General features: G+C 42.6%; 21 protein-coding genes. 13 read left to right on the top strand and 8 right to left on the bottom strand.

The window, feature by feature from the left end; all coding sequences use genetic code 11:
* Positions 1-2: 2 nt before the first annotated feature.
* Positions 3-722 carry a 2OG-Fe(II) oxygenase gene (locus tag EAH55_RS19455; protein WP_121811125.1) on the bottom strand — a complete coding sequence of 240 codons (720 nt, stop codon included), beginning with the start codon at positions 720-722 and terminating at the stop codon, positions 3-5.
* Between the two features lie 113 nt (positions 723-835).
* Between EAH55_RS19455 and EAH55_RS19450 the strand changes: the two genes are divergently transcribed.
* Both EAH55_RS19450 and EAH55_RS19445 read left to right on the top strand, forming a co-directional pair.
* Positions 836-1189: a DUF488 domain-containing protein gene (locus EAH55_RS19450; protein WP_121811124.1), complete on the top strand. Its 354-nt coding sequence runs from the start codon at positions 836-838 to the stop codon at positions 1187-1189.
* 98 nt (positions 1190-1287) lie between these two features.
* On the top strand, positions 1288-2139 hold the full coding sequence (locus EAH55_RS19445; protein ID WP_121811123.1) for a methylated-DNA--[protein]-cysteine S-methyltransferase: 852 nt from the start codon (positions 1288-1290) through the stop codon (positions 2137-2139).
* Between the two features lie 144 nt (positions 2140-2283).
* Here EAH55_RS19445 and EAH55_RS19440 read toward each other — a convergent pair whose 3' ends face one another.
* Positions 2284-2769 (bottom strand): nuclear transport factor 2 family protein, encoded by a 486-nt coding sequence (locus tag EAH55_RS19440; RefSeq protein WP_162996965.1) that lies wholly within the window; start codon positions 2767-2769, stop codon positions 2284-2286.
* A gap of 219 nt (positions 2770-2988) precedes the next feature.
* Between EAH55_RS19440 and EAH55_RS19435 the strand changes: the two genes are divergently transcribed.
* From EAH55_RS19435 to EAH55_RS19425, 3 genes are all read left to right on the top strand, one after another.
* On the top strand, positions 2989-3405 hold the full coding sequence (locus EAH55_RS19435) for a hypothetical protein (protein WP_121811121.1): 417 nt from the start codon (positions 2989-2991) through the stop codon (positions 3403-3405).
* A gap of 53 nt (positions 3406-3458) precedes the next feature.
* The gene (locus tag EAH55_RS19430) at positions 3459-4052 is read left to right on the top strand and encodes a penicillin-binding protein activator LpoB (protein WP_121811120.1); all 594 of its coding nucleotides are present in this window, start codon (positions 3459-3461) and stop codon (positions 4050-4052) included.
* Between the two features lie 63 nt (positions 4053-4115).
* A complete protein-coding gene (locus EAH55_RS19425; RefSeq protein WP_121811119.1) occupies positions 4116-5540 on the top strand; it encodes a COG3014 family protein in 1425 nt (474 codons plus the stop codon).
* Positions 5541-5830: 290 nt separating this feature from the next.
* Here the strand turns inward: EAH55_RS19425 and phnN are convergent, their stop codons facing one another.
* Complete coding sequence (gene phnN, locus EAH55_RS19420) at positions 5831-6388, bottom strand: phosphonate metabolism protein/1,5-bisphosphokinase (PRPP-forming) PhnN (protein ID WP_121811118.1); 558 nt, start codon at positions 6386-6388, stop codon at positions 5831-5833.
* A 153-nt stretch (positions 6389-6541) separates the two neighbouring features.
* On the bottom strand, positions 6542-7339 hold the full coding sequence (locus tag EAH55_RS19415; protein ID WP_121811117.1) for an endonuclease/exonuclease/phosphatase family protein: 798 nt from the start codon (positions 7337-7339) through the stop codon (positions 6542-6544).
* A 274-nt stretch (positions 7340-7613) separates the two neighbouring features.
* Between EAH55_RS19415 and EAH55_RS19410 the strand changes: the two genes are divergently transcribed.
* From EAH55_RS19410 to EAH55_RS19390, 5 genes are all read left to right on the top strand, one after another.
* The gene (locus tag EAH55_RS19410; protein WP_121811116.1) at positions 7614-8009 is read left to right on the top strand and encodes a hypothetical protein; all 396 of its coding nucleotides are present in this window, start codon (positions 7614-7616) and stop codon (positions 8007-8009) included.
* Between the two features lie 18 nt (positions 8010-8027).
* Positions 8028-9701 carry an amidohydrolase gene (locus EAH55_RS19405; protein WP_121811115.1) on the top strand — a complete coding sequence of 558 codons (1674 nt, stop codon included), beginning with the start codon at positions 8028-8030 and terminating at the stop codon, positions 9699-9701.
* A gap of 31 nt (positions 9702-9732) precedes the next feature.
* Complete coding sequence (locus EAH55_RS19400; RefSeq protein ID WP_121811114.1) at positions 9733-10398, top strand: O-methyltransferase; 666 nt, start codon at positions 9733-9735, stop codon at positions 10396-10398.
* Positions 10399-10716: 318 nt separating this feature from the next.
* Positions 10717-11751: a LacI family DNA-binding transcriptional regulator gene (locus EAH55_RS19395; RefSeq protein ID WP_121811113.1), complete on the top strand. Its 1035-nt coding sequence runs from the start codon at positions 10717-10719 to the stop codon at positions 11749-11751.
* A gap of 111 nt (positions 11752-11862) precedes the next feature.
* Positions 11863-12912, top strand: coding sequence for a glycoside hydrolase family 43 protein (locus EAH55_RS19390; RefSeq protein ID WP_121811112.1), 1050 nt, complete (start codon positions 11863-11865; stop codon positions 12910-12912).
* Positions 12913-13134: 222 nt separating this feature from the next.
* Here EAH55_RS19390 and EAH55_RS19385 read toward each other — a convergent pair whose 3' ends face one another.
* Positions 13135-13725 (bottom strand): HD domain-containing protein, encoded by a 591-nt coding sequence (locus EAH55_RS19385; protein ID WP_121811111.1) that lies wholly within the window; start codon positions 13723-13725, stop codon positions 13135-13137.
* Positions 13726-13892: 167 nt separating this feature from the next.
* On the opposite strand from EAH55_RS19385, the gene EAH55_RS19380 reads away from it, so the two are divergent.
* On the top strand, positions 13893-14333 hold the full coding sequence (locus EAH55_RS19380; RefSeq protein WP_114938731.1) for a DoxX family protein: 441 nt from the start codon (positions 13893-13895) through the stop codon (positions 14331-14333).
* Between the two features lie 24 nt (positions 14334-14357).
* Here EAH55_RS19380 and EAH55_RS19375 read toward each other — a convergent pair whose 3' ends face one another.
* The 3 genes from EAH55_RS19375 to EAH55_RS19365 are packed head-to-tail and all read right to left on the bottom strand — an operon-like array spanning position 14358 to position 17117.
* Positions 14358-15905 carry an FAD-dependent monooxygenase gene (locus EAH55_RS19375; protein WP_121811110.1) on the bottom strand — a complete coding sequence of 516 codons (1548 nt, stop codon included), beginning with the start codon at positions 15903-15905 and terminating at the stop codon, positions 14358-14360.
* Positions 15906-15965: 60 nt separating this feature from the next.
* Positions 15966-16205, bottom strand: coding sequence for a hexameric tyrosine-coordinated heme protein (locus EAH55_RS19370; RefSeq protein ID WP_121811109.1), 240 nt, complete (start codon positions 16203-16205; stop codon positions 15966-15968).
* 39 nt (positions 16206-16244) lie between these two features.
* Positions 16245-17117: an AraC family transcriptional regulator gene (locus EAH55_RS19365; RefSeq protein ID WP_121811108.1), complete on the bottom strand. Its 873-nt coding sequence runs from the start codon at positions 17115-17117 to the stop codon at positions 16245-16247.
* A gap of 233 nt (positions 17118-17350) precedes the next feature.
* On the opposite strand from EAH55_RS19365, the gene EAH55_RS19360 reads away from it, so the two are divergent.
* Entirely contained in the window at positions 17351-19462 is a 2112-nt protein-coding gene (locus EAH55_RS19360) for a sigma 54-interacting transcriptional regulator (protein ID WP_162996964.1), read from the top strand.
* A 219-nt stretch (positions 19463-19681) separates the two neighbouring features.
* Positions 19682-20626 carry a sensor histidine kinase gene (locus EAH55_RS19355; protein ID WP_162996963.1) on the top strand — a complete coding sequence of 315 codons (945 nt, stop codon included), beginning with the start codon at positions 19682-19684 and terminating at the stop codon, positions 20624-20626.
* Positions 20627-20692: the final 66 nt, after the last annotated feature.

Below are 20692 nucleotides of genomic sequence, written 5' to 3'. Positions count from 1 at the left end.
GTTTAAGAAAGCGCATCGTGAAATATAATGCCCAGGCTATGACGCTTACCGCTATGAACCGGACTTACGCCATGCTTCATGTTCACCCGGTAGTAGCCCTTGCTTCCTTTTACCGGTCGGAAGTTGGTGGTAAATAAAACCATATCGCCCATATCGGGAGTAAGCACATTGGCTTTTGATTGCGCCCGCGGAATCTGTTCTGTGAGCACGAACTCGCCGCCTGTGTAATCGCTGTTATGCTGATCGAGCGTAAACACCATCTGGATCGGGAAGTAAACTTCGCCATATAGGTCCTGGTGCAGGGTATTGAAGCCGCCGGTTGCATATTGTAATATTAAAGCCGTTGGTTTAATTTGCCCCGCTTCATGGCTTAATTGCTTCATTTCTTCGTGCGTTTCCGGAAATTGCTTATCTATCCCAAGTTCTCGCATCCATGCATTTGCAACAGGAACAATGTGAGGGTAAACGCTTTCCCGCAAATCGGTTATCACGGCGGGCAAGGGGTATTTATAATATTTGTATTCGCCGTAGCCAAATCTATAACGTTCCATGTTAACGGTTTTACGGTAAGCATCAGCCTCATAGTCACCAATTAATATATCGCAGCTTTTTTCATCCAATACCTGTTTAACAATTACAAAGCCTTTATCATGTAACGTATGATTGATCTGATCCCAATCAAGATTTTTGATCCGATCTTTAAGTGTTTGTTCCAATTTCATTTTTGTTATTTTGAATAATGTCAAAGCTATCGCGAGGGGAATGCGCGGGCAATCCGATTCTTGCGGTGTTTTGCTTTCAATCAATCGATTATAAATTATAAGGAGTTTATACCATGGATATTAAAGTAAAACGGGTTTATGAACCTTACGGTAAAACTGATGGGGTAAGAATTTTGGTAGACCGCCTCTGGCCGCGCGGAATCAAAAAAGAAGATGCGCATATTGATAAATGGTTTAAGGAGATTGCGCCATCTAACAATTTAAGGAAATGGTATAACCACGACCCTGAAAAGTTTGAGGCTTTCAATAAAAAGTATCACGCCGAAATAGATGATACAAAGGCATTGGATGAATTGGTTGACTATATTAAAGCGCATAAAACGGTGACACTGGTGTTTTCGTCAAAAGAGCTGAAATTGAATAACGCGGTAGTATTGAAAAGTATAATTGATGATCGTATCGTTTGAAAACTCAGCAAGAATCGGATTGTTCAGAGCTGTTGGGGCCTGTAATTTTGTGTTATAAAAATAAGAGCTCGATTGAAATTATTTAATAATAAGACATTATGAAAACCCAGCAAGAGATAGATTATACCCGTATTGCCGACGCGATAGGTTTTTTCAAAGAGAATTTTAAGGCTCAGCCTAAACTGGATGAAGTGGCAGAACATGTTAATTTAAGTCCTTTCCATTTCCAGCGTATGTTTAAAGATTGGGCAGGGGTAACCCCTAAACAGTTTCTGCAATATTTAAGTGTGGAACATGCCAAGGAAATATTGAAACAGGAGGATGCCAATGTGTTCAATACTGCATTGGAAACCGGTCTTTCGGGAGGCGGCCGCTTACACGACTTGTTTATTAAAGTAGAAGGTATGACTCCCGGCGAATACCGTAATGGCGGTGCCCTGCTGCAGATCAATTATTCTTTCGCTGATACGCCTTTTGGGAAAGTGATCGTAGCATCAACATCTAAGGGCATTTGCCACATGGCTTTTGTTGATGAGGGCGAAGAAAAAGCGTTGGAGCAATTGAAAACAAGTTTCCCGAACGCGGTATACAATCAGTTAGTCGACAGGATACAGCAGAACGCCCTGTTTATTTTTACGCAGGATTGGAGCCGACTGGACGAGATCAAACTGCATTTAAAGGGAACTGATTTCCAGATCAAAGTTTGGGAAACATTATTGAAAGTTCCGGCAGGAGGGTTAACCACATACGCCTCACTTGCCAAAAAAGCGGGAAGCGAAAATGCTTACCGCGCTGTAGGAACAGCGGTAGGCAGCAATCCGGTAGCCTTCCTGATCCCATGTCACCGTGTAATTAAATCAACCGGCGAAATTGGCCAATACCACTGGGGTAGTAGCCGTAAAAATGCCATCATAGGATGGGAAGCGGCGTTGAAGGAAAGAGTGGAGTGAGAGGGGAAATTAAAAAGTCATGTCATTGCGAGCGCAGCGTGGCAACCGCACGGAAGCAAATCCGCCTTGTATAGCATGCGGTTGCCACGCTGCGCTCGCAATGACATAGTTTCTTATCCTCTTCTTTCAAACGAAAGAAGCCATTCAATGCCCCACACTCACCACCCGCTTCACCTTCCACTGCCCATCCTGGTATTGCCAAACGTGTACAAACTTCATGACACCTACAATTTGCTTTCCATTTTCGGTATGGGTAAACTTGTGTGTACCCATTTCAATAGCGCCAAAGCCGGGCATGGGATAAACTTCAAGCGTTTCCTTAAGCAGATCGCGGCGTAAGTCTGCCGCCTGTTTGTTTTCAAAGATACCTTTGAAGCCTGCCATGGTTGCATCGTAGCCGGTTACGCCCTTGCCATCATTATAAAACTCAACATCGGGGGTAAACAGCGTTTTCATCACATCCAGGTTGCGGTTATTAAACGCGTTGAACATAACGCTGTCCATATGTGCAATAATGTTAAATAATTGCTGATCTTTTGGTTTAAAAGCTGTGGTTTGTGCATTGGTATTAGCTGCCAACAGCGTCATAACAATGCCTGTAGCAAATAGGATAAAGGTTGATTTTTTCATGATATTCATTGTATTCAAATATACTGTTATGACGTGCCGTATTGACGTATTGTGACAGTATTATCAGCTGTTTTTATAGCTGAAAATGGTTTGAACCACCACCGCAATTCATAATTAAGTCAAAAATCTTCCGATTAACATATTTTAACGGTTTATGCTTAGCACTGGTGTAATATTTGGACACCATTTTACGTAACTTTACTTATTAAATAAAGCGCGATGAAAAAGAATATCTTCATTATAGCCTTGATGCTTTTAGGCGGTTTGTTTAGCGGCACAGTAAAAGCCCAGCAAACTGCATCGTTAATAGCCGATCAAAACCCGCGTTATATGGAAAGCCAGGCAAAGTATATCAGGAGTGCAGATACCCTGAACAGTTTGCACGGTACAACCATACAGAATACGTATAAAGCGTACGACTGGTACGAAGCCAAACTGGAACGTCGCCGTCAAAACCGCGAATGGCGGCATGAGGAACGCATGAACGGATACTATGATTATTCGCCTTCCTGGGGTTTATATGGCGGCTACTCTTACTCTCCATTTTTAAACTACGGCTGGGGCAACCGTTGGGGCGGAAATTACGGAGGCCGATGGGGTGGCCGTACAAGCATTGGTATCGGCTTTGGCTGGTAACAAATAGGGCAGCATTCAATCTAACATATCATAATTTATAATATATACTACAGATGAAATTTAACAGGATCTTAACAGTTGCTGCGATAGCAGTTTCAGGAATTTTTATAGCCTCATGTTCAAGGCAGGTTACACGCGTTAGCACCGATCAAACTATTGATGTTAGCGGCAACTGGAATAACAGTGATGCACGTATGGCTGCCGATGAGCTCACCGGCAAAATTTTAGGTGCTAACTGGATTGATACGCACGTTAGCGAGCACCAGGGTAAACGCCCGGTTGTTATAGTTGGGTTTGTGCAAAATAAAAGCCATGAGCATATCGATGCCGAAACATTCTTAACTGATATCGAAAGTTCATTTATCCAATCGCAAAAAGTACGTTTGGTGCAAGGCGGTAAAAAACGTGAAGAGCTGCGCGCCGAAAAAGCAGATCAGCAAACAAATGCATCTGTATCAACCATGAAAAAATTTGGTTTGGAAAACGGTGCCGATTACATACTGCAAGGTTCAATCAACTCCATTGTTGATGCGCACAAACGCCAAAAAATTGTTTACTATCAGGTAAACCTGGAGCTTACCAATATCCAGACCAATGAAGTAGTTTGGATAGGCGAAAAGAAAATTGCCAAATACGTTAAAAACTAAAGCCCGTATACATTATTGCCCTGAACATGGTATGCCCATGTTCGGGGCAGTTTGCATTTAATAATGGTCAACTTACGTACGCATATTCTCCGGGTATTTTCTTTTGTCGGGCTGATGCTTTTTTTATCGGCGTGTTCAACCTATAATCAAAGCGTTGCGCCTTATTATAAAAACGTTTCGGCCGGTAACTATCCCCAGGCCGAGAAAGAGCTTGATAAAAATGGCCTGATCCAGGCACCCCGTAATAAACTCCTGTACCTGATGGAGAAGGGGAGGATTTGCCATTTAAAAGGCGAGTACGAAAACAGCAACAACTACTTTAACCAGGCCGATCAACTGCTTGACGAAGGTTTAACCAGTGCCTCAGACGCTGCCGTTGGTGTTTTGCTTAACTCGGCGTCGCAAAAATATAAAGGCGAGGATTTTGAGAAGTTCATGATCCATTATTATAAAGCGCTTAATTATTTATACCTTAATAAAACGGAGGACGCTATAGTTGAGGCCCGCCGCATCACTTTGCAGGCCCAGGAGCAAGGCGATAAGTATAATAACAAAGACAACCGTTATTCAAACGATGCCTTTGCGCTTACGCTGCAGGGTATGTTATATGAAAGCAACAACGATGTAAACAACGCCTTTATATCGTACAGGAACGCGGCCGAAATTTATCTGAAAAGTCCTGATAAAACTTATTACGGTACCACAATGCCTGTTGAGTTGGAAGAGGACGTGATCCGCACGGCAAAGCTGAATGGCTTTACAACCGAAGCCGATCAGTTTGAAACAACCTTTGGTATCAAATATGAACCCGTAAAGCCATCGGATGGCGGGGAGTTGATCTTTTTTTGGGAAAACGGTCTTGCGCCGGTAAAAACGCAGGTTGATTTATTTTTCAGCCTCATTCGCAACAGTAATGGTGATCTGTTTTTTACCGACGCTGCCGGAGGTATAGTAGTTCCCTTTAATTATGATGGCGACCGGAACAGGGTAAATACCAAATCAGTTGAAAGCCTTCGTGTCGCGTTCCCAAAATACGTTGCCCAAACACCTTATTATTCAAGCGCGAGTATCTCCGTTAATAATCAGGATGCGCAGCTTGTAAAAGCCGAGGATATCAACGAACTGGCATTTAAAACGTTGCAGCAACGTGCACTAAAAGAAATGAGTGGCATCTTATCACGGTTGGCGGTGAAAAAGATAGCCGAATATTCATTACGTGCAGCTGCCAAAAGCGATGGCAAAACCAACGGGCTGCTTGAAGGGCTTGGCTATGGCATTCAGCTATATAGCCTACTATCCGAAAAGGCCGACACACGCAACTGGCAAAGCCTACCGGCTTATATATCCTATACACGTGTTCCGCTACAAAAAGGGGATAATCAGGTGCGCATTACCCTCAAAAACGCCCAGGGTGCTACAGAAACTAAAACCATTAATGTGCAGGGCACAGGCAGGTTGCAGTTTTATAATTATGCCACGTTGAGATAGGCGATTGATCATCAAAACTTTTATATAATAAAAAAGCCACTGCTTATAGGCAGATGGCTGATTTATGTGATGAGGTTTAGGCTATATTTTTGCCTGTAAAAGTTTCTTTGTGATTTTTTTATAAAAATAGGTTTAAAATTCTCGTCCCGAAATACCCCTTTGTAGGTATATTTTATCGTTGTAACCCGGTTTATTTCTTACAGCTTGCTAATAAACGGCAAATATTTAAAACAGAGTTTTGTTAGCTATGTCGCTTTTACCGCCACATTAGATCCGTTTGTAAAGTAGGTTTAAGCCAGCTGCTTTTCCGTTACCGATATCAGGTTTACAAGTTCGTTTCCTGCCACTTCAACAGCACTGTTATTTTGTATCTCGATGCAGTTTTCAAGATTGGTGTTGAGCTCAGTAGTGCGGGCTATGCGCCTGGCAATTTCTTCAGCGTCTTCACGGCCGCGTACTGCCAAACGACTGGCAATAATTTCAGGCCTGGCCGTTATTAATACTACTTTCAGATCGGGATAAAGCCGCTGTGCAACGGGCAGGTATTCACGCGAGCCATTAACTATCACATTAAAACCTTTGTTAAGCCAGCTGTTTATTTCCTGCCCAATACCATAGTATTTGTCATGGCTTCCCCAACTTAAAGCAAACATGCCGGCTTTGCTCCTTAACGCGAATTCCTCATTGGTTAAACTAACATGGTTCTCGTTGCCCGAAAACGGCGGACGGGTGATGTATCGGTGTGCAAACGCCACATTTTCGGATCCGTTGATCTGTTTGCGGGCATAATTAATCAGGGTATCCTTGCCTGCTCCGGATGCGCCAATAACATAAAATAACTTACTCATGGTTAGGGTATAATGGTTCAATATAAACGTTGCTAAAATGTATCACCTGTACGTCCATAATACATTGTGCTCATAATTATAACATTCATCACCGTTTTAATATTGTGAGCATAACGAAACTATTAATAACTAATACATGTGGTGTTTTCACAGTCAGGGTATTACAAGTGTAGTGGTGATGCCAAAATGATCGCTTGGGTACAGGCCGGTTGCTTCATCAGGAACATTTAATACAACTGCCGAGTCGATAAACTGTGGACATTTATCACTTCCGGGCAGTGGCAGGGCAAAAATCAGATCTACGCATACCTGTTTGTTGGCTTTATAGTAGGCATCAGTAAGGCTGTATCTTGGTTCAGCGCCATTACCTTCGGTATAACAGTCGGCAGCGTTTGATAATGTTCTGAATGCCATAACCGCCTCCGAATCAGGCGTAGCGTTAAAATCACCGCAAATAATATGATATGGATGTACTGTGTTGGTATTAACAAAACCGGCAAGCGCTTCGGCCTGGGCTTTTCTCAAACCTTTATTGTTGCCTAAATGGGTAAGATGCGTTGTGGTAATAGCAACGTTTTTTCCTGATGGCAGGTTTGCAATTACGTGGAAAGCCTTGCGGTCGTTATCCTCCGGTACTACAGGCAAATCAAAACCGCCGGTTTCGGTAAGCGGATAAACAGATAATATACCCAGCCCGGATGTGCTGTTAACCATCCTGCCCTCAAACAGACGCTTTTTCGATCTTCCGGATAAAAAGCTGTAATTCATATTTAATTCTTTAGCCAAAAACTTCAGGGTATCGGCATTAGCTTCTTCGCTGTAAAAGCATTCCTGGCAGGCTATAACATGGGGTTTTAATTGTTTAAGTTGTTTGGCAAGTATGCCCATGCGCACCCGGTATTCACCATCACATTTCCAAGTATTTATGGTGATAATTTTAACATTTTCCACATCAGCAATATCAGCAATCTAAATTGTACAATCAACATTCGTTAATTAATTAGCAAATAGTTAGTTGTTGGTTTGTATTGTGTTGTCTGGGGTTTAGTTTAAGAGTAAATTAATCTTTTATTATTAAGATTTAACAATGGACTAATCTTTTCTTCACCTGTGTTGAGTAATATCGTGTAGCAAAACGGCGGTATGAAGAAACACAGGCTGGTAATTATTGATGATCATTATGATATCCTCGAAATCCTGAAATATAATATGGCGCAGGAAGGTTATGACCAGGGAAGATAAAGCCTGGCAGGAAACAGTTCCTGACTTTGCAGTGCGCGATTTTAACGGGCATAAAGTGTTCTTCTCGCATTTTGCCAACCCGGATCTGCATGAGGTAAAAGCCTGTTTCCCGCAGGAAGCGGATGCCTACCATGAGCACTTGAGCTTTATAGAGGAAAACGGTTACCATACCGGTTTTAGCGGGCACATGCATTTTGAAGGGGTTAGTATTTGCAATGAAGAACACATTGAGCGCAATCCTTTTGGTAAATACAAGCTATCCGATCAAATACAATGGCTTTATGGCCCTTGTGTGGCGCGCTCCATGTTCAACAACGGCGTAATGGTGCTTGACCCCGAACATTTTACTATCGAAGCTATTCCGCTGCTTTTTGTTTAAAATAGTTTACACATCAACATGAAATATATCTGCCTTTCCGCATTTTTATTAGTCTTTTCCATAGCTGCTTTCGCGCAAAAAGCCGACCTGGTTTTAACCAATGGTAATATTGTTACCCTGAAACAAAAAGGCGACCGTGCCCAGGCCGTTGCTGTAGCTGGTGATAAGATCATGGCCGAAGGTTCGGTTCAAGAAATCAGCAAGTACATCGATAAAAACACAAAGGTTATCGACCTGAAAGGGAAAACCGTACTGCCCGGTTTTAACGATGTGCATCAACACCCGGCTCCGCTTTATACTTTTGATAAGCCCTATGCCACGCTTGAACTGGACACGGTAACATCCATGAAAAACCTGATCGCTTTGCTTAAACGTAAAGCTGCCATTACTCCTAAAGGGATGTTGATCAGGGGGGTAGGATATAATGAAACTAAACTGGGTGGGCAGCCTATCCGCGATAGCCTGGACGAAGCATCTGCAGATCATCCTATCATTATTTCGCATGTAAGCGGGCACCTTTCCGCAGCCAACTCTATGCTAATGGAAATGAACGGAATTGACGAAAAGACTGCCGACCCAGCCGGTGGCGCTTTTGAACGCTACCCAAACAGTAAGCGCCCCGATGGTATTTGTAAGGAAGTAGCAGCTTCTTACCTGCGTAAATCAACACAAATTAAATATCCGCCTCAACCAACTGCCGATGAGGAGATGGAGGGTTATCGTAAATATTTTAAGAACGTACTGGCCAGCGGCGTAACCAGTATCGGCGATGCATGGACAACGCCCGAAAAGGTGGTTATCTATCGTAAACTGGTTGCCGAAGGTTTCCCGATGCGGTTTAATATACTTATGGGCACGCCTTATGCTGCCGATTTGATTAGTGGTAAAATACAACGCAGTAATACCGATCATTTGCGTATTCAGGGCGTAAAGGTAATACATGGTAACTCGTTAAGCGGCAAAACCTGCTGGCTTTATGAACCTTATGATATGATTAACCCGGTTACGGGAAAAAAGGATTATTACGGTATTCCGCCCGCAAGGAGCCAGGCATCGCTCGACAGTCTTTTTCTGGCTATTCACAAGGCCGGGTTACAAATTGCCTGTCACTCCAATGGCGACCGCGAGATAGATATGGTGATCTCGGCCATTGAAAAAGCGCAAAAGGCAGTCCCTCGTGGCGATGCCCGTCATCGTATTGAGCATTGCAGTATCACTAACCAGGGCATCCTGGATAAGATCAAGGCTGACGGTATCATTCCTGTATTTCATTGCTATATGTATGAGCTGGGCGAAAAAATGCAGGTATACGGCGAAAAACGCATGGCCATGCTGCATCCTACTAAAACAGCAATGGATATGGGCATTGTTTACGGGCTGCATTCCGATGCGCCTATTTCGCCATATCCGGCAATGATCAGGCTGGGCAGCGCCGTTAACCGTAAAACTAAGGATGGCGGCATTGTTATAGGTGCAAACCAACGCATTGATGCCGAGGACGCTATCAAAGCTTACACCTACGGCGGCGCCTATACCACGTTTGAGGAAGGTAAAAAGGGCAGGTTGATAGCCGGTCAGCTGGCAGATTTGATAGTGCTTGATCAGGATCCGACTACCATCGACTCTGATAATATTTACGATATTAAAGTAACAATGACGGTAGCAGGCGGGAAAGTGGTTTTTGGTAAATAGTGTTTAATTTTATCATAAATAAAATAACGTTATGGATACTTCACTTTTTGAATCGGTTGATCAGTATATAGGTAACCTGCTTGGCGATGAGGACGCGGTGCTGAAAGGTACGCTAAAATCAATGAAGGACGCCGGTATTCCGGGTATCAATGTTTCCGCTAACCAGGGTAAGTTTTTACAGTTACTGGCTAAGTTATGTAACGCTAAAAAGATTTTGGAGATAGGTACACTTGGCGGTTACAGTACTATCTGGCTTGCACGTGCGTTGCCTGCCGATGGTCAGCTCATTACCCTTGAACTGGAGCAGGCTTATGCCGATGTTGCCCGTCAGAATATTATTAAGGCAGGTTTAGATCCGGTTGTTGATATTAAAGTGGGCCGGGCGATGGATAGTCTTGCGGCTCTTGATGCCGAAGATTCAGGCCCGTTTGATATGATTTTTATTGATGCCGATAAACCACCCTACACCGAGTATTTTGAATGGGCGCTTAAACTTTCAAGGCCTGGTACCCTTATTGTTGCTGATAATGTAATCCGCGAAGGCAAAGTACTTGATGATAATTGCGATGATGAACGGGTTAGCGGAGTGCAACGTTTTAATAAAGCCCTTGCCGATAATAAACAGGTAACAGCCACCATTATCCAAACAGTAGGTACCAAGGAGCACGATGGTATGGCTATAGTGGTTGTGAAATAGCGAAGTATTATTTCGCTGATTTCATTGCCGAAAGAAACGAGGCCATGTGCGATTCCCTCCCCTGGGAGGGTGTAGGGAAGGGTTTCACCTATAGACTTATTTTTTAAATGCTGCATAAACCCCTCCCTTCCACTGCACATTGCCAACGCACCCCTCCCGAGGGAGGGAGTTAATGTTACATAATAAGCCCTGAATTTAATTATATGGCTATCAATGTAATAATGCGTACTTATGTCCTGTAGTACTTATTTTTCTTATGTTTACTATCCGGTATATAAATTGGATTGTTAATTTTAAGATCATAAGCAAGGGGACGAAATGAATTTTGGCGGAGTTACTATAAAGGATATTGCTAAAGAGTTGGGAATCTCGCCTTCGGCGGTTTCCAAGGCACTTAAAGACAGTCACGAAATTGGCGAAAAAACAAAAGCACTTGTATTAGAGTGTGCCAAAAGACTTAACTATCAGCCCAATCTTAACGCGCAAAGCCTGAAGCAGGGCAACAGCAAATCCCTCGGTATTGTAGTTTCAACTATTGATAACCAGTTTTTTTCGCAGGTGATCAATGGCATCGAATCGGTTGCGCACAGTAAAGGGTATAATGTGTTCATTACGCAAACCCATGAATCGTACGACCTGGAATTACAGAATGTGCGCCACTTAACGTTTCGCTCTATTGATGGTTTGCTGATCTCCCTCTCAACCGAAACCAATAATATAGATCATCTTAAGGAACTCCATAAAAAAGGCTTGCCTATAGTTTTCTTCGATAGGGTGAGCGATGAAATTGACACGCACAAGGTAGTTGCCGATAATTTTGCAGGTGCTTATGATGCCACAACGCAACTAATTAACGCAGGCTATCGCAAAATAGCCCATATCACCAGTTCGGTAAATGTATCTATTACTGCAGAGCGTTTGAGAGGCTACCGGCAGGCGCTTGAACAACACGGCATAACATCTGATGAAAAGCTGATCAAATACTGCCCGCATGGGGGTAAAGACCTTGCGGAGATAGAAAATGCGCTTAGCGAACTATTCTCTGAAAGTAAACCTGACGCTATCTTTACTGCGTCCGACAGGATCACCACGACCACCTTATCGCTGCTGCATAAATTAGGTTACCGCATCCCTGCCGATATTGCCTTGCTTGGTTTTACCAATACCCAATTGGCCGAAGTGTTGAACCCGCCGCTAAGTGCCGTTTATCAGCCCGGTTTTGAAATGGGGAAGAAAGCGACAGAAATGCTCATCAGTATTATTGAAAGCAAACGGCCTGTCACCGAGTTTGAAACTACTGTATTGCCTACCCAGGTTTTTATCCGTAGCTCATCCCAACCGGTAAAAGCATAAGTTTTGATAAGGTAGGTTTAATAATAAATGTATTATTAACATTTGTTGTTTTTGTAAAATCTTTTGCAGACTTTTAGCGCGTTATAAACCAAGCTAAAACCTTTCAGCCTCATGAAAAAGATTTTCAATACCTGTTTGCTACTACTTATGTTTTGCGGTGCTGCTGTTGCACAAAACACTGCCGATAAAACTTTTACCAATCCGCTATTGCCATCAGGCGCCGACCCATGGGTGATTTATAAAGATGGATTTTACTACTATACTAACTCAACCGGGGGAAATATCGTTATCTGGAAAACTAAGGATGTAACCAAATTGAGTACTGCTCCTAAAAAAGCGATTTGGTCGCCTCCGCAAGGACTGGCGTATTCAAAAGAGCTTTGGGCGCCTGAGCTCCATTTTATAAAAGGCAAATGGTATGTTTATTTTGCCGCCGACAATGGCAATAACAACAACCACCGCATTTACGTACTGGAAAACAAGTTTGCCGATCCAACTGAAGGCACATGGGAGTTTAAAGGGAAAATAGCCGACAGTACTGATAAATGGGCTATTGATGCTTCGGTATTTGAAAACAATGGTAGCTGGTACATGATCTGGTCGGGTTGGGAAGGTGACCATAACGGTCAGCAAAATATTTATATCGCTAAAATGAAGGATGCCCTGACCATTGGCAGCGAACGCGTAAAAATATCAAGCCCTGCTTATCAATGGGAAACTAATGGCGACTTACACGATTCCGGCAACCCTGCACATGTAAGTGTAAATGAAGGCCCTGAGATTTTAAAACATGGCAATAAGCTATTCCTGATCTACTCGGCCAGCGGCTGTTGGACCGACTTTTATGCTTTAGGTATGCTTACGGCTTCTAAAAATAGTGACCTGTTAAATCCTGCGTCATGGATAAAAACAGAGGAGCCGGTATTTAAGCAATCACCGGAAAACAGCGTATATGCGCCGGGGCATAACTCATTCTTTAAGTCGCCTGATGGAAGGGAAGATTGGATCCTGTATCATGCTAATTCAAATCCTAACGAGGGTTGCGGCAATAAACGCTCGCCACGCGCTCAGAAGTTTACCTGGAATAAAGATGGCTCGCCAAATTTTGGCGTACCGCTGAAAGATAGGCAACCCCTGGCTGTACCGTCGGGAACGAAGTAAGAGCCATAACCTGCTTTGTCATCGAAAAGGGCCGTGACGGGAATACGCGCCGGGGCGAAAGAGAAATCTTATACACCATGCATGCAATGGCCTGTAAGCATGGTGTATGATTTATTACCGGGCAAAAATATTTTGATTTTGTTCGTAAATACCACGATCTCTTGGTAAAGGTATTACTCCGGAAAACCTAAGCGGTGTACGAAAAGAAACGGTAAAAAAATATTAGACTTGCTTCTTCAACAAAACAATATTGCTGTCTTTTTCAAATTGCAATACTGTTTTACCGTAATCAGTAAAGTACTGATGATGTTGTAAAACCCTAAGGTTTAAACTGCGCCATTCTTCATCACTGAAATGCTTATCTAAATGCATTTCCCATTCCTGTTTTAAATTTTGGGCACATTTAAAATAATCGGATGAAGCGAAGTGCCGCATATCTGCATCGCAGATGATTTGTTGCATCAGGTTTTTAGGTGCCTGCGGAATTTTTGTAGCCTCAATACAGTCCCATACCTGTTGTATAAAATCATTATTGTAATGGTGCTGCATTAAAAATGTACCTGCAATGATCATGCTGGTATCTTCGTGGCCCTTGTAATGGTAAAGGTAGCCGGTATCATGAAACCAGGCGGCTATGGTTAGAATAGTTAGCTCCGGTTTTTTTAGTTTGCTGTGCCCGGCAATTTCAATTGCTGCATCTACAACCCTTTGCGTATGTCCCAAATTATGGAAATACATGTTTGCCGGAAGGTTTTCTTCCATCAATGAGGTAACATAGGCAGCGGCCCTTTTTACTATACTTATCGCAGGCATGTGAATGATGCGATACTACCCCCATATTCTGTAGAAAATCTGGATAAATGTCCAAAATTCCGTCTCTCAACAAAAAGATGACACTTTTATCTTATTTGTGTAAACATGGATTTTGCGTTTTTAAGCGGGGTTTTAAACCTGTATTTTAGTTGCATAAATATTCATCGATGAAAAATACCCTGCAAATAGCACAACTTTATCTCCGCTTTGCTTTGGCTATAGGTTTCTTACTACCTGTGGCCGACCGTTTAGGCTTTTTAGGCCCGGCGGGACAAAATCAGGTAAACTGGGGTAGTTGGGATAATTTTGTGGTTTATACCAATACGCTGATGCCATATCTGAGCCGGTCGATGGCTGGCGTCATGGGATTTTTAGCAACCGTCGCCGAAGTTTCTATAGCCATCATGTTTATAGTGGGTTTTAAGATCCGTACTGCAGCTTATGCAAGTTTTGCCCTTACGCTTACCTTTGCCCTTTGCATGGCCATATTTTCGGGAATCAAGGCGCCATTTACTTACTCGGTTTGGGCCGATAGCGCAGGTAGTTTATTGCTGGCAAGTATAGCCACATATCGCTGGAGCATCGATTTTATATACGATGAAGCCTGATGCCGGTTAAGCCTTTAGGGTTGATCAGTTACCTTTAAATGTTTCAAAATAACCGCTTATTAAGGCCGGGCTCATTTCATCGCTAAGCAAGCCTATGTAATTATCAGGTCTTACTAAAAGATATAAACCGGTTTTTACGCCAAGTTTTTGCCAGTCTTCATTAATGGGCAAATTAACTATTTTGATAAAGGGTAATAAGTGATCTGGTACCTGACTGTCATCAGATTTAGTACCAATACACAGCAGGTGAAATTTTGCTTCGGTGAGTAAATGATAAATGCTTTGCGATTTGCCCTCAATCTCCGTCATAACATAGGGACATCTGTCACCTGCGCTGAACTTTAGGTTTTGCTTGATAAATTGTCGTGATAAAGGGCTTTTTCTGTACGAATACCAAATTTGCGAAAGTACCCTGAACATGCGCCGGGTTATCCATTTTTTTGACAATACCAGTCGTAAAACGTGGGGCATGATATAAGTACGCACCAGGTATATAAGCCAATTACGGCCTGTCATAAAGGCGAATATGTTATCCGTAAACTTCAGGAGCCATTGGGCAAAAGGATATCGTTCGGTATGGTAGGTGTCGGTAAGCTTTTCGCCGGCAATACCCTGTATTACAAATGCCAGTTTCCAGGCCAGGTTGTGCGCATCTTGCAAACCTGTATTCATGCCCTGCCCACCTGCCGGACTATGGATATGCGCGGCATCACCCAATAAAAAACAACGGTTTACCCTGAACCTGTCAACACAACGATGGTGTAGCTTGTATACCGAAAACCAGTTTAACTTTTTGATATTAAGCGGTAGTTTGATGTTTTCGGCGATCACGTCTTTTAAATCATCAAAGCTAACATCATCAATACCCGCAAAACTTTCGGGCAAGGTGCCCAATATGCGGTAATTGTTATCACCATACATCGGGAAAAAAGCACAGAAATTGGAGCGCGACAGGGATGCGATGAGCTTGTTTAATGGTTGCTGCCAGTTGAGCTGTACATCGGCAACAAAAAATTTGTTTTGATAAGTGCCGCCTGCAAAATCCAATCCAAGGTGTTGCCTCACTACGCTGGAAGCACCATCGCAAGCCAATAGATATGAGGCTTTGACCACTATTTTTCGGAACGGATCGCTTTTATCGTAAATATTAGCAAAAACCAGATCTTCGTCTTGTTCAAAACTTACCAGGCTGGTCCGCCATAAAACATCGTGGCCTGTTGCTTTAAGCTGTTCATAAAGCAATTCTTCGTTCTTAAACTGTTCAAAGGCCTGTAGATTGGGGAAATCGGTAAGGCCGTAACCTGCTTCGGCGGTTTGGAGTATCGCTTTTTCGCGGCCTTTCATGTAAATAGCAAATTTGCTGATCACATTTCCCTGTTCCTGAACCGTATCAACAATACCCATTTGCTGATAAATTTCCATGCTGCGGGCAGTAACCAGCATGGCTCGCGACTCGTGCGTAGGCGCAGGTTTGGTATCAATAATAATAAAATCAATATTGAAGCGCGCCAGTTGGCAGGCAGCCATTAAGCCGGTTGGGCCGGCGCCGATAATAATTACCTGTGTATGCACAATTTGTTACCAGGCTTAAAAATAGATATTCTCAATTTGCAGCAGAAAGATATTGTACTTTTATCTCCAATAATTGTTAGCTGCCGCTATCGTAGCAAATTCGGTTGCCACAGTTTGACCAACGGCTATAAGCATAGCGGCATCTTCGGCGTATATACCGCGGAGCTTGCCGCGAATTTCATCATCTGGCTGAGTTACTCTGATAGTAAGTCGGGCCATTTTAATGGCAAGCTCGCGTCCTTCCTGTGGTGTTGCAGTTATTAAGGAATTGCCCGGGATTAATTGTACTGATTCTGACATGACGTTGATTGTTTGATTAAATAATTAAAAGGGTTATCGCTAAAAAACGGGTTGCAATACTGTTCCTCTTTTTTTAAAATCAGAAAAGCTAACCCCTGTGGCATTTTTGAAAAATTTGCTAAAGTGCGCCATGTCGCAAAAGCCCAGCTCGTAAGCTATTTTTTTCATGCAGTTATCCGGATGTATGGCCTGACGTTTGGCCTCGACAGCTATACGTTGCCTGATATGATATCCGGCCGGCTGGCCTGTTAATTTTTTTACTACTTCGTTAAGGTAATTAGGGGTTACCGATAGTTTTTCAGCATAATCGGCAACCATTTTATATTCTCTGAAGTTTTTATCAAGCAGTGCCATGAAATTTTGCAGAATAGCGGTATTTCGTGATTGCTTTGGTGCCTGCGCTATCGACTCCAACTGACGGGAAAGGTAGATCAGGAATATCTTGAAATAACGTTTTAATATTTCAGAACGGTAAAGATTATGCCTGCTGTACTCTTTCATCATTATTTCGGTGATATCACGCATGTCATCGGCCAGTTCATTGTCTATAGTAATGTTATTGGTTTGGTTAAACATTTGGTAGATAGGACTGTAAACGGGTTTGCGACTATAATCCTCCATGTCCAGAAACGAATCGGTGAAAGATATAACATAGCCCTGCAAGCCATCGCCGAATTTAAGGTCATGCACCTGACCGGGTTTTATCAGCAGCAGCTGGTTGGTGTGCACCGTTTCTTTTTGTAAATTAAGCCTGTAGTAACCGGTACCGGCTACAACCCATATCAACATGAAATAATCATTTGGAAGATCGATGCCATTCTCCTTAATCCAGTCAATGGTATGGATTTTAAAAGGGAGGCAACTTGAAGTTTTCTCAAAATGGCGCGGCGCAAAATCGTTTAACTGTTTCATGGTGGCTTAGTTTAAAGCTTGTAAGGCATGTAGTGCAGCACTAAATTCGTGCCGTTATTTGTATTTATTTGATAATCAGTATTTTGTTATTATGCTAATGTGGCATTTGTAACGAAATATCATGATATCCCTGATTGGGGAGCGAAATATCGTATCTTTATAATTGTATTTTCAACCCTACCAAGCCTTGTAAGTATCCTATGTTAGCCGAAAGCGAGTTGTTAAAAGGTATTATGAAAAAGCAGGAAAGTAATATTGCTTTTTTGTTGTCTGTAAGCGGCGATATGGCGAAGGTAAGGGGGCGTGCCGATCTGCTGAATGTTATTAATGCTCGGTTAAAGATCCTGTTTAATTGCACGCATTGTGGTATTGGTATTGTTAATACAGTAACAGGCGAAACAAGTCCGTTTTTGATCGACCCTGATTCCAAAGCATCATATGATACCGGTTATGCGGGACTATTCGATGATTTTGATATCCGTGCTGATAATATCATTAATCAGGTAACCGCCGCGGATGTACCCCTGGTTTTTAATCTTGAGGCCGAAGAGAAAACAGGTCGCTTACCTGCCATATTCAAGAAAAACCTGCAGTTGGGGATAAAGGAAGTACTCATGGTAGCTTTTAATATCAACGCCCACCTTACTGGGGTTTTATCACTTTTTTCGGATGCTGCAAATAGTTTCCCGGGTCAGTATTTTGATATTTTAAAAGGTATCAGTGACCAGCTTTCAATAGCTACAGCTAATATCATTGCTAATGAGCAGATCCAGGAAAGCGAGAAGGAAAAAACTTTCCTGTTATCGGTAAGCCATGATTTTGTGGCCTGCCGCAATAAGAATGAGTTTTTAGATGTTGTGCATGAAAAAATGGGCGCTCTTTTTCCTTACAGGGAGATGGTGATATCGTTGCTGAACGAAGATGGCAATACACACAGCGCTTACCTGTATAACTTAACAGAAGAATCCAGAAACCACCAGGATTATCAAGAAAGGGCTGCCGAAAAGTATATGCTGGAAGACGGCATTTATGATGCGCTCTTAAATTCGGAAATACCACTTGTTTATGATCTTGAAGCGTTGCTGCTCCGCGATTTTGTACCTCCTTATATTAACTTTTTTTATGAAAACGGCTCGCGCGAATTAGTGACGGTGCCTTTGCGTGAAAATGACAGATGCATTGGCGGCGTGTTTATATGGATGGGGCAGAAAAATACCTTTACACCATCGCAGCTTAATTTGCTCACGGCGTTTTGCTCTCAGATATCAATAGCCGTTGCCAATATACGGGCCTATGAAAAAATTGAAAGTCAGCTAAAGCAAATAGATCAATTTAAAGCCCAGCTTGAAGAAGAAAAGCTTTACCTGCAGCAGCAGATAGATACTGCCTACAATCATGGTGAAATTATTGGCCAAAATGGTGGGTTAAAGGATGTTTTTAACCTGATATCGCGCGTAGCCGTAACGGATAGTACCGTAATGATATTGGGTGAATCGGGTACAGGGAAAGAGTTAATTGCGAGGGCTATTCATAACGCATCGCCACGTAAGGATAAAATGCTGGTAAAGGTAAACTGTGCCGCCCTGCCTGCAAGTTTAATTGAAAGTGAACTGTTTGGTCATGAAAAGGGAAGCTTTACCGGTGCCAACGAGCGTAGGATAGGTAAATTTGAATTGGCTCATAAAGGCACTATTTTTTTAGATGAGATAGGAGAACTGCCTCCCGACCTGCAGGTTAAATTGTTAAGGGTGATACAGGAAAAGGAGATAGAACGGATTGGCGGGCATCAAACCATTAAAACGGATGTACGCATTATAACGGCCACAAACCGCAATTTACTTACCGAGGTTGATAGCGGTGGCTTCCGTATCGATTTGTTTTACCGCCTTAATGTTTTCCCGATAAACCTGCCGCCTTTGAGGGAACGTGCGGAGGATATTCCGCTGCTTATTACGCATTACATCAATAAGTTTGCACAAAAATTCGGTAAACGGATAGATAAAATTGCTGATAGTGTTTTAAAGCAAATGACCGCTTATTCATGGCCGGGCAATGTACGCGAACTGGAACACCTGATTGAACGCAGTGTGCTCATGACACCAGGAAATACCTTAAAAGAAGTGTTTTTACCCAAAGCAATTACCGTATCGCCGCCTGTTGATAAAGTACCCGCAACTGAGGTAACATTGCTTGATGAATGCGAGCGCCAACACATTATTCATGTACTTAAGCATACAGCAGGCAGGGTTAAAGGGCCGGGTGGAGCTGCCGAAATCCTGGGACTGCCATCAACCACATTACACTCGCGAATGAAAAAGCTTAAAATAGAAAAAGCTGATATCTGATATTCTGATTGTTAATGATATAAATTAATACGCTGTTTAGTTGTGCGGATGGCGGAACAATATGTAATTTATACATCAAAATCCCTGATTAATACATTGGTGGGCTTTAGTTAGCATATTATTTTTATAAGTTGAATTTGAGTGCAGGTTTATGTGTGAATATGCACGCTTTTCAAGCAGGATCTGTTTGGTTTAGGCTGGTCATAAAAATAATATCAAGTGAATATCAATATAAGCTCGCCCCGGTTTTATTGTAAGCTGATACTTACAAGTTTGTTGCTTTTGATATCCACAAACTTACCGGCGCAGTATTCCGGACGTCTCAACGCGCTATGGGTAAACAGTGCCCCGCACGTTATTAAGTGGGATACTATCACTATAAGCATTGTTGCCATGATTATCATTTTGATCATTGCTTATATGGGGTACAGGCAAAGGCAATTCAGCAACAATCAACTGCAGTTGAAACAGAATGAAATTAATGTACAAAATCAGGCATTACAACATTTAATTGCAGATAAAGACCGGTTGCTGGATGAAAAAGACTGGTTATTACAGGAGGTGCATCACCGGGTTAAAAATAACCTGCAAATAGTGATGAGCCTGCTCAATACACAATCAGCATTTTTAAAAAACAACGCGGCGCTTGCCGCCATCCGCGAAAGCCAGAACCGGGTACAGGCTATAGCGCTCATCCATCAAAAGCTATACAGTAGTTCAAACGTAGCGTATATCGATATAGCGGTTTATATCAACGAACTGGTTAATTATCTTGCAGATAGTTATAACGCGCATGATCGCGGTATCAGGTTTGAGCAGCAGATCGAACCCGCAAAAATGGACGTTACCCAGGCTATACCTATTGGCTTGATGCTGAATGAAGCTATAACCAATTCCATTAAGTATGCTTTTCCGAACAGGCGCGGGTTTATAAACATCTCTCTCGGTACAATTGATGATAATAACATGATGCTTAATATAGCCGATGATGGGATAGGCCTGCCGGAGGATTTTGATATTAAAGATGCTTCATCGTTAGGTATGGAAATGATGAAGGCCCTGAGTAAGCAGCTCGACGGAAATTTAAAAATAGAAGACAACGATGGCGTAGTGATCACGTTTGTTTTCCCGGCCGAAAAGAAATTCGGGAACATCGACGCTTAAAACTATCGCGTGTAATATCAACACTTAATCGTCTTAGGCTATACGTAATTTGTACTACTGAAACCA

Origin of the sequence: Mucilaginibacter kameinonensis (assembly GCF_003675385.1) — a bacterium.
GTDB classification, from domain to species: Bacteria; Bacteroidota; Bacteroidia; order Sphingobacteriales; family Sphingobacteriaceae; genus Mucilaginibacter; species Mucilaginibacter kameinonensis.
Note: the sequence above shows the minus strand (reverse complement) of the source record. Positions and strands in the feature narration are given on the sequence as shown.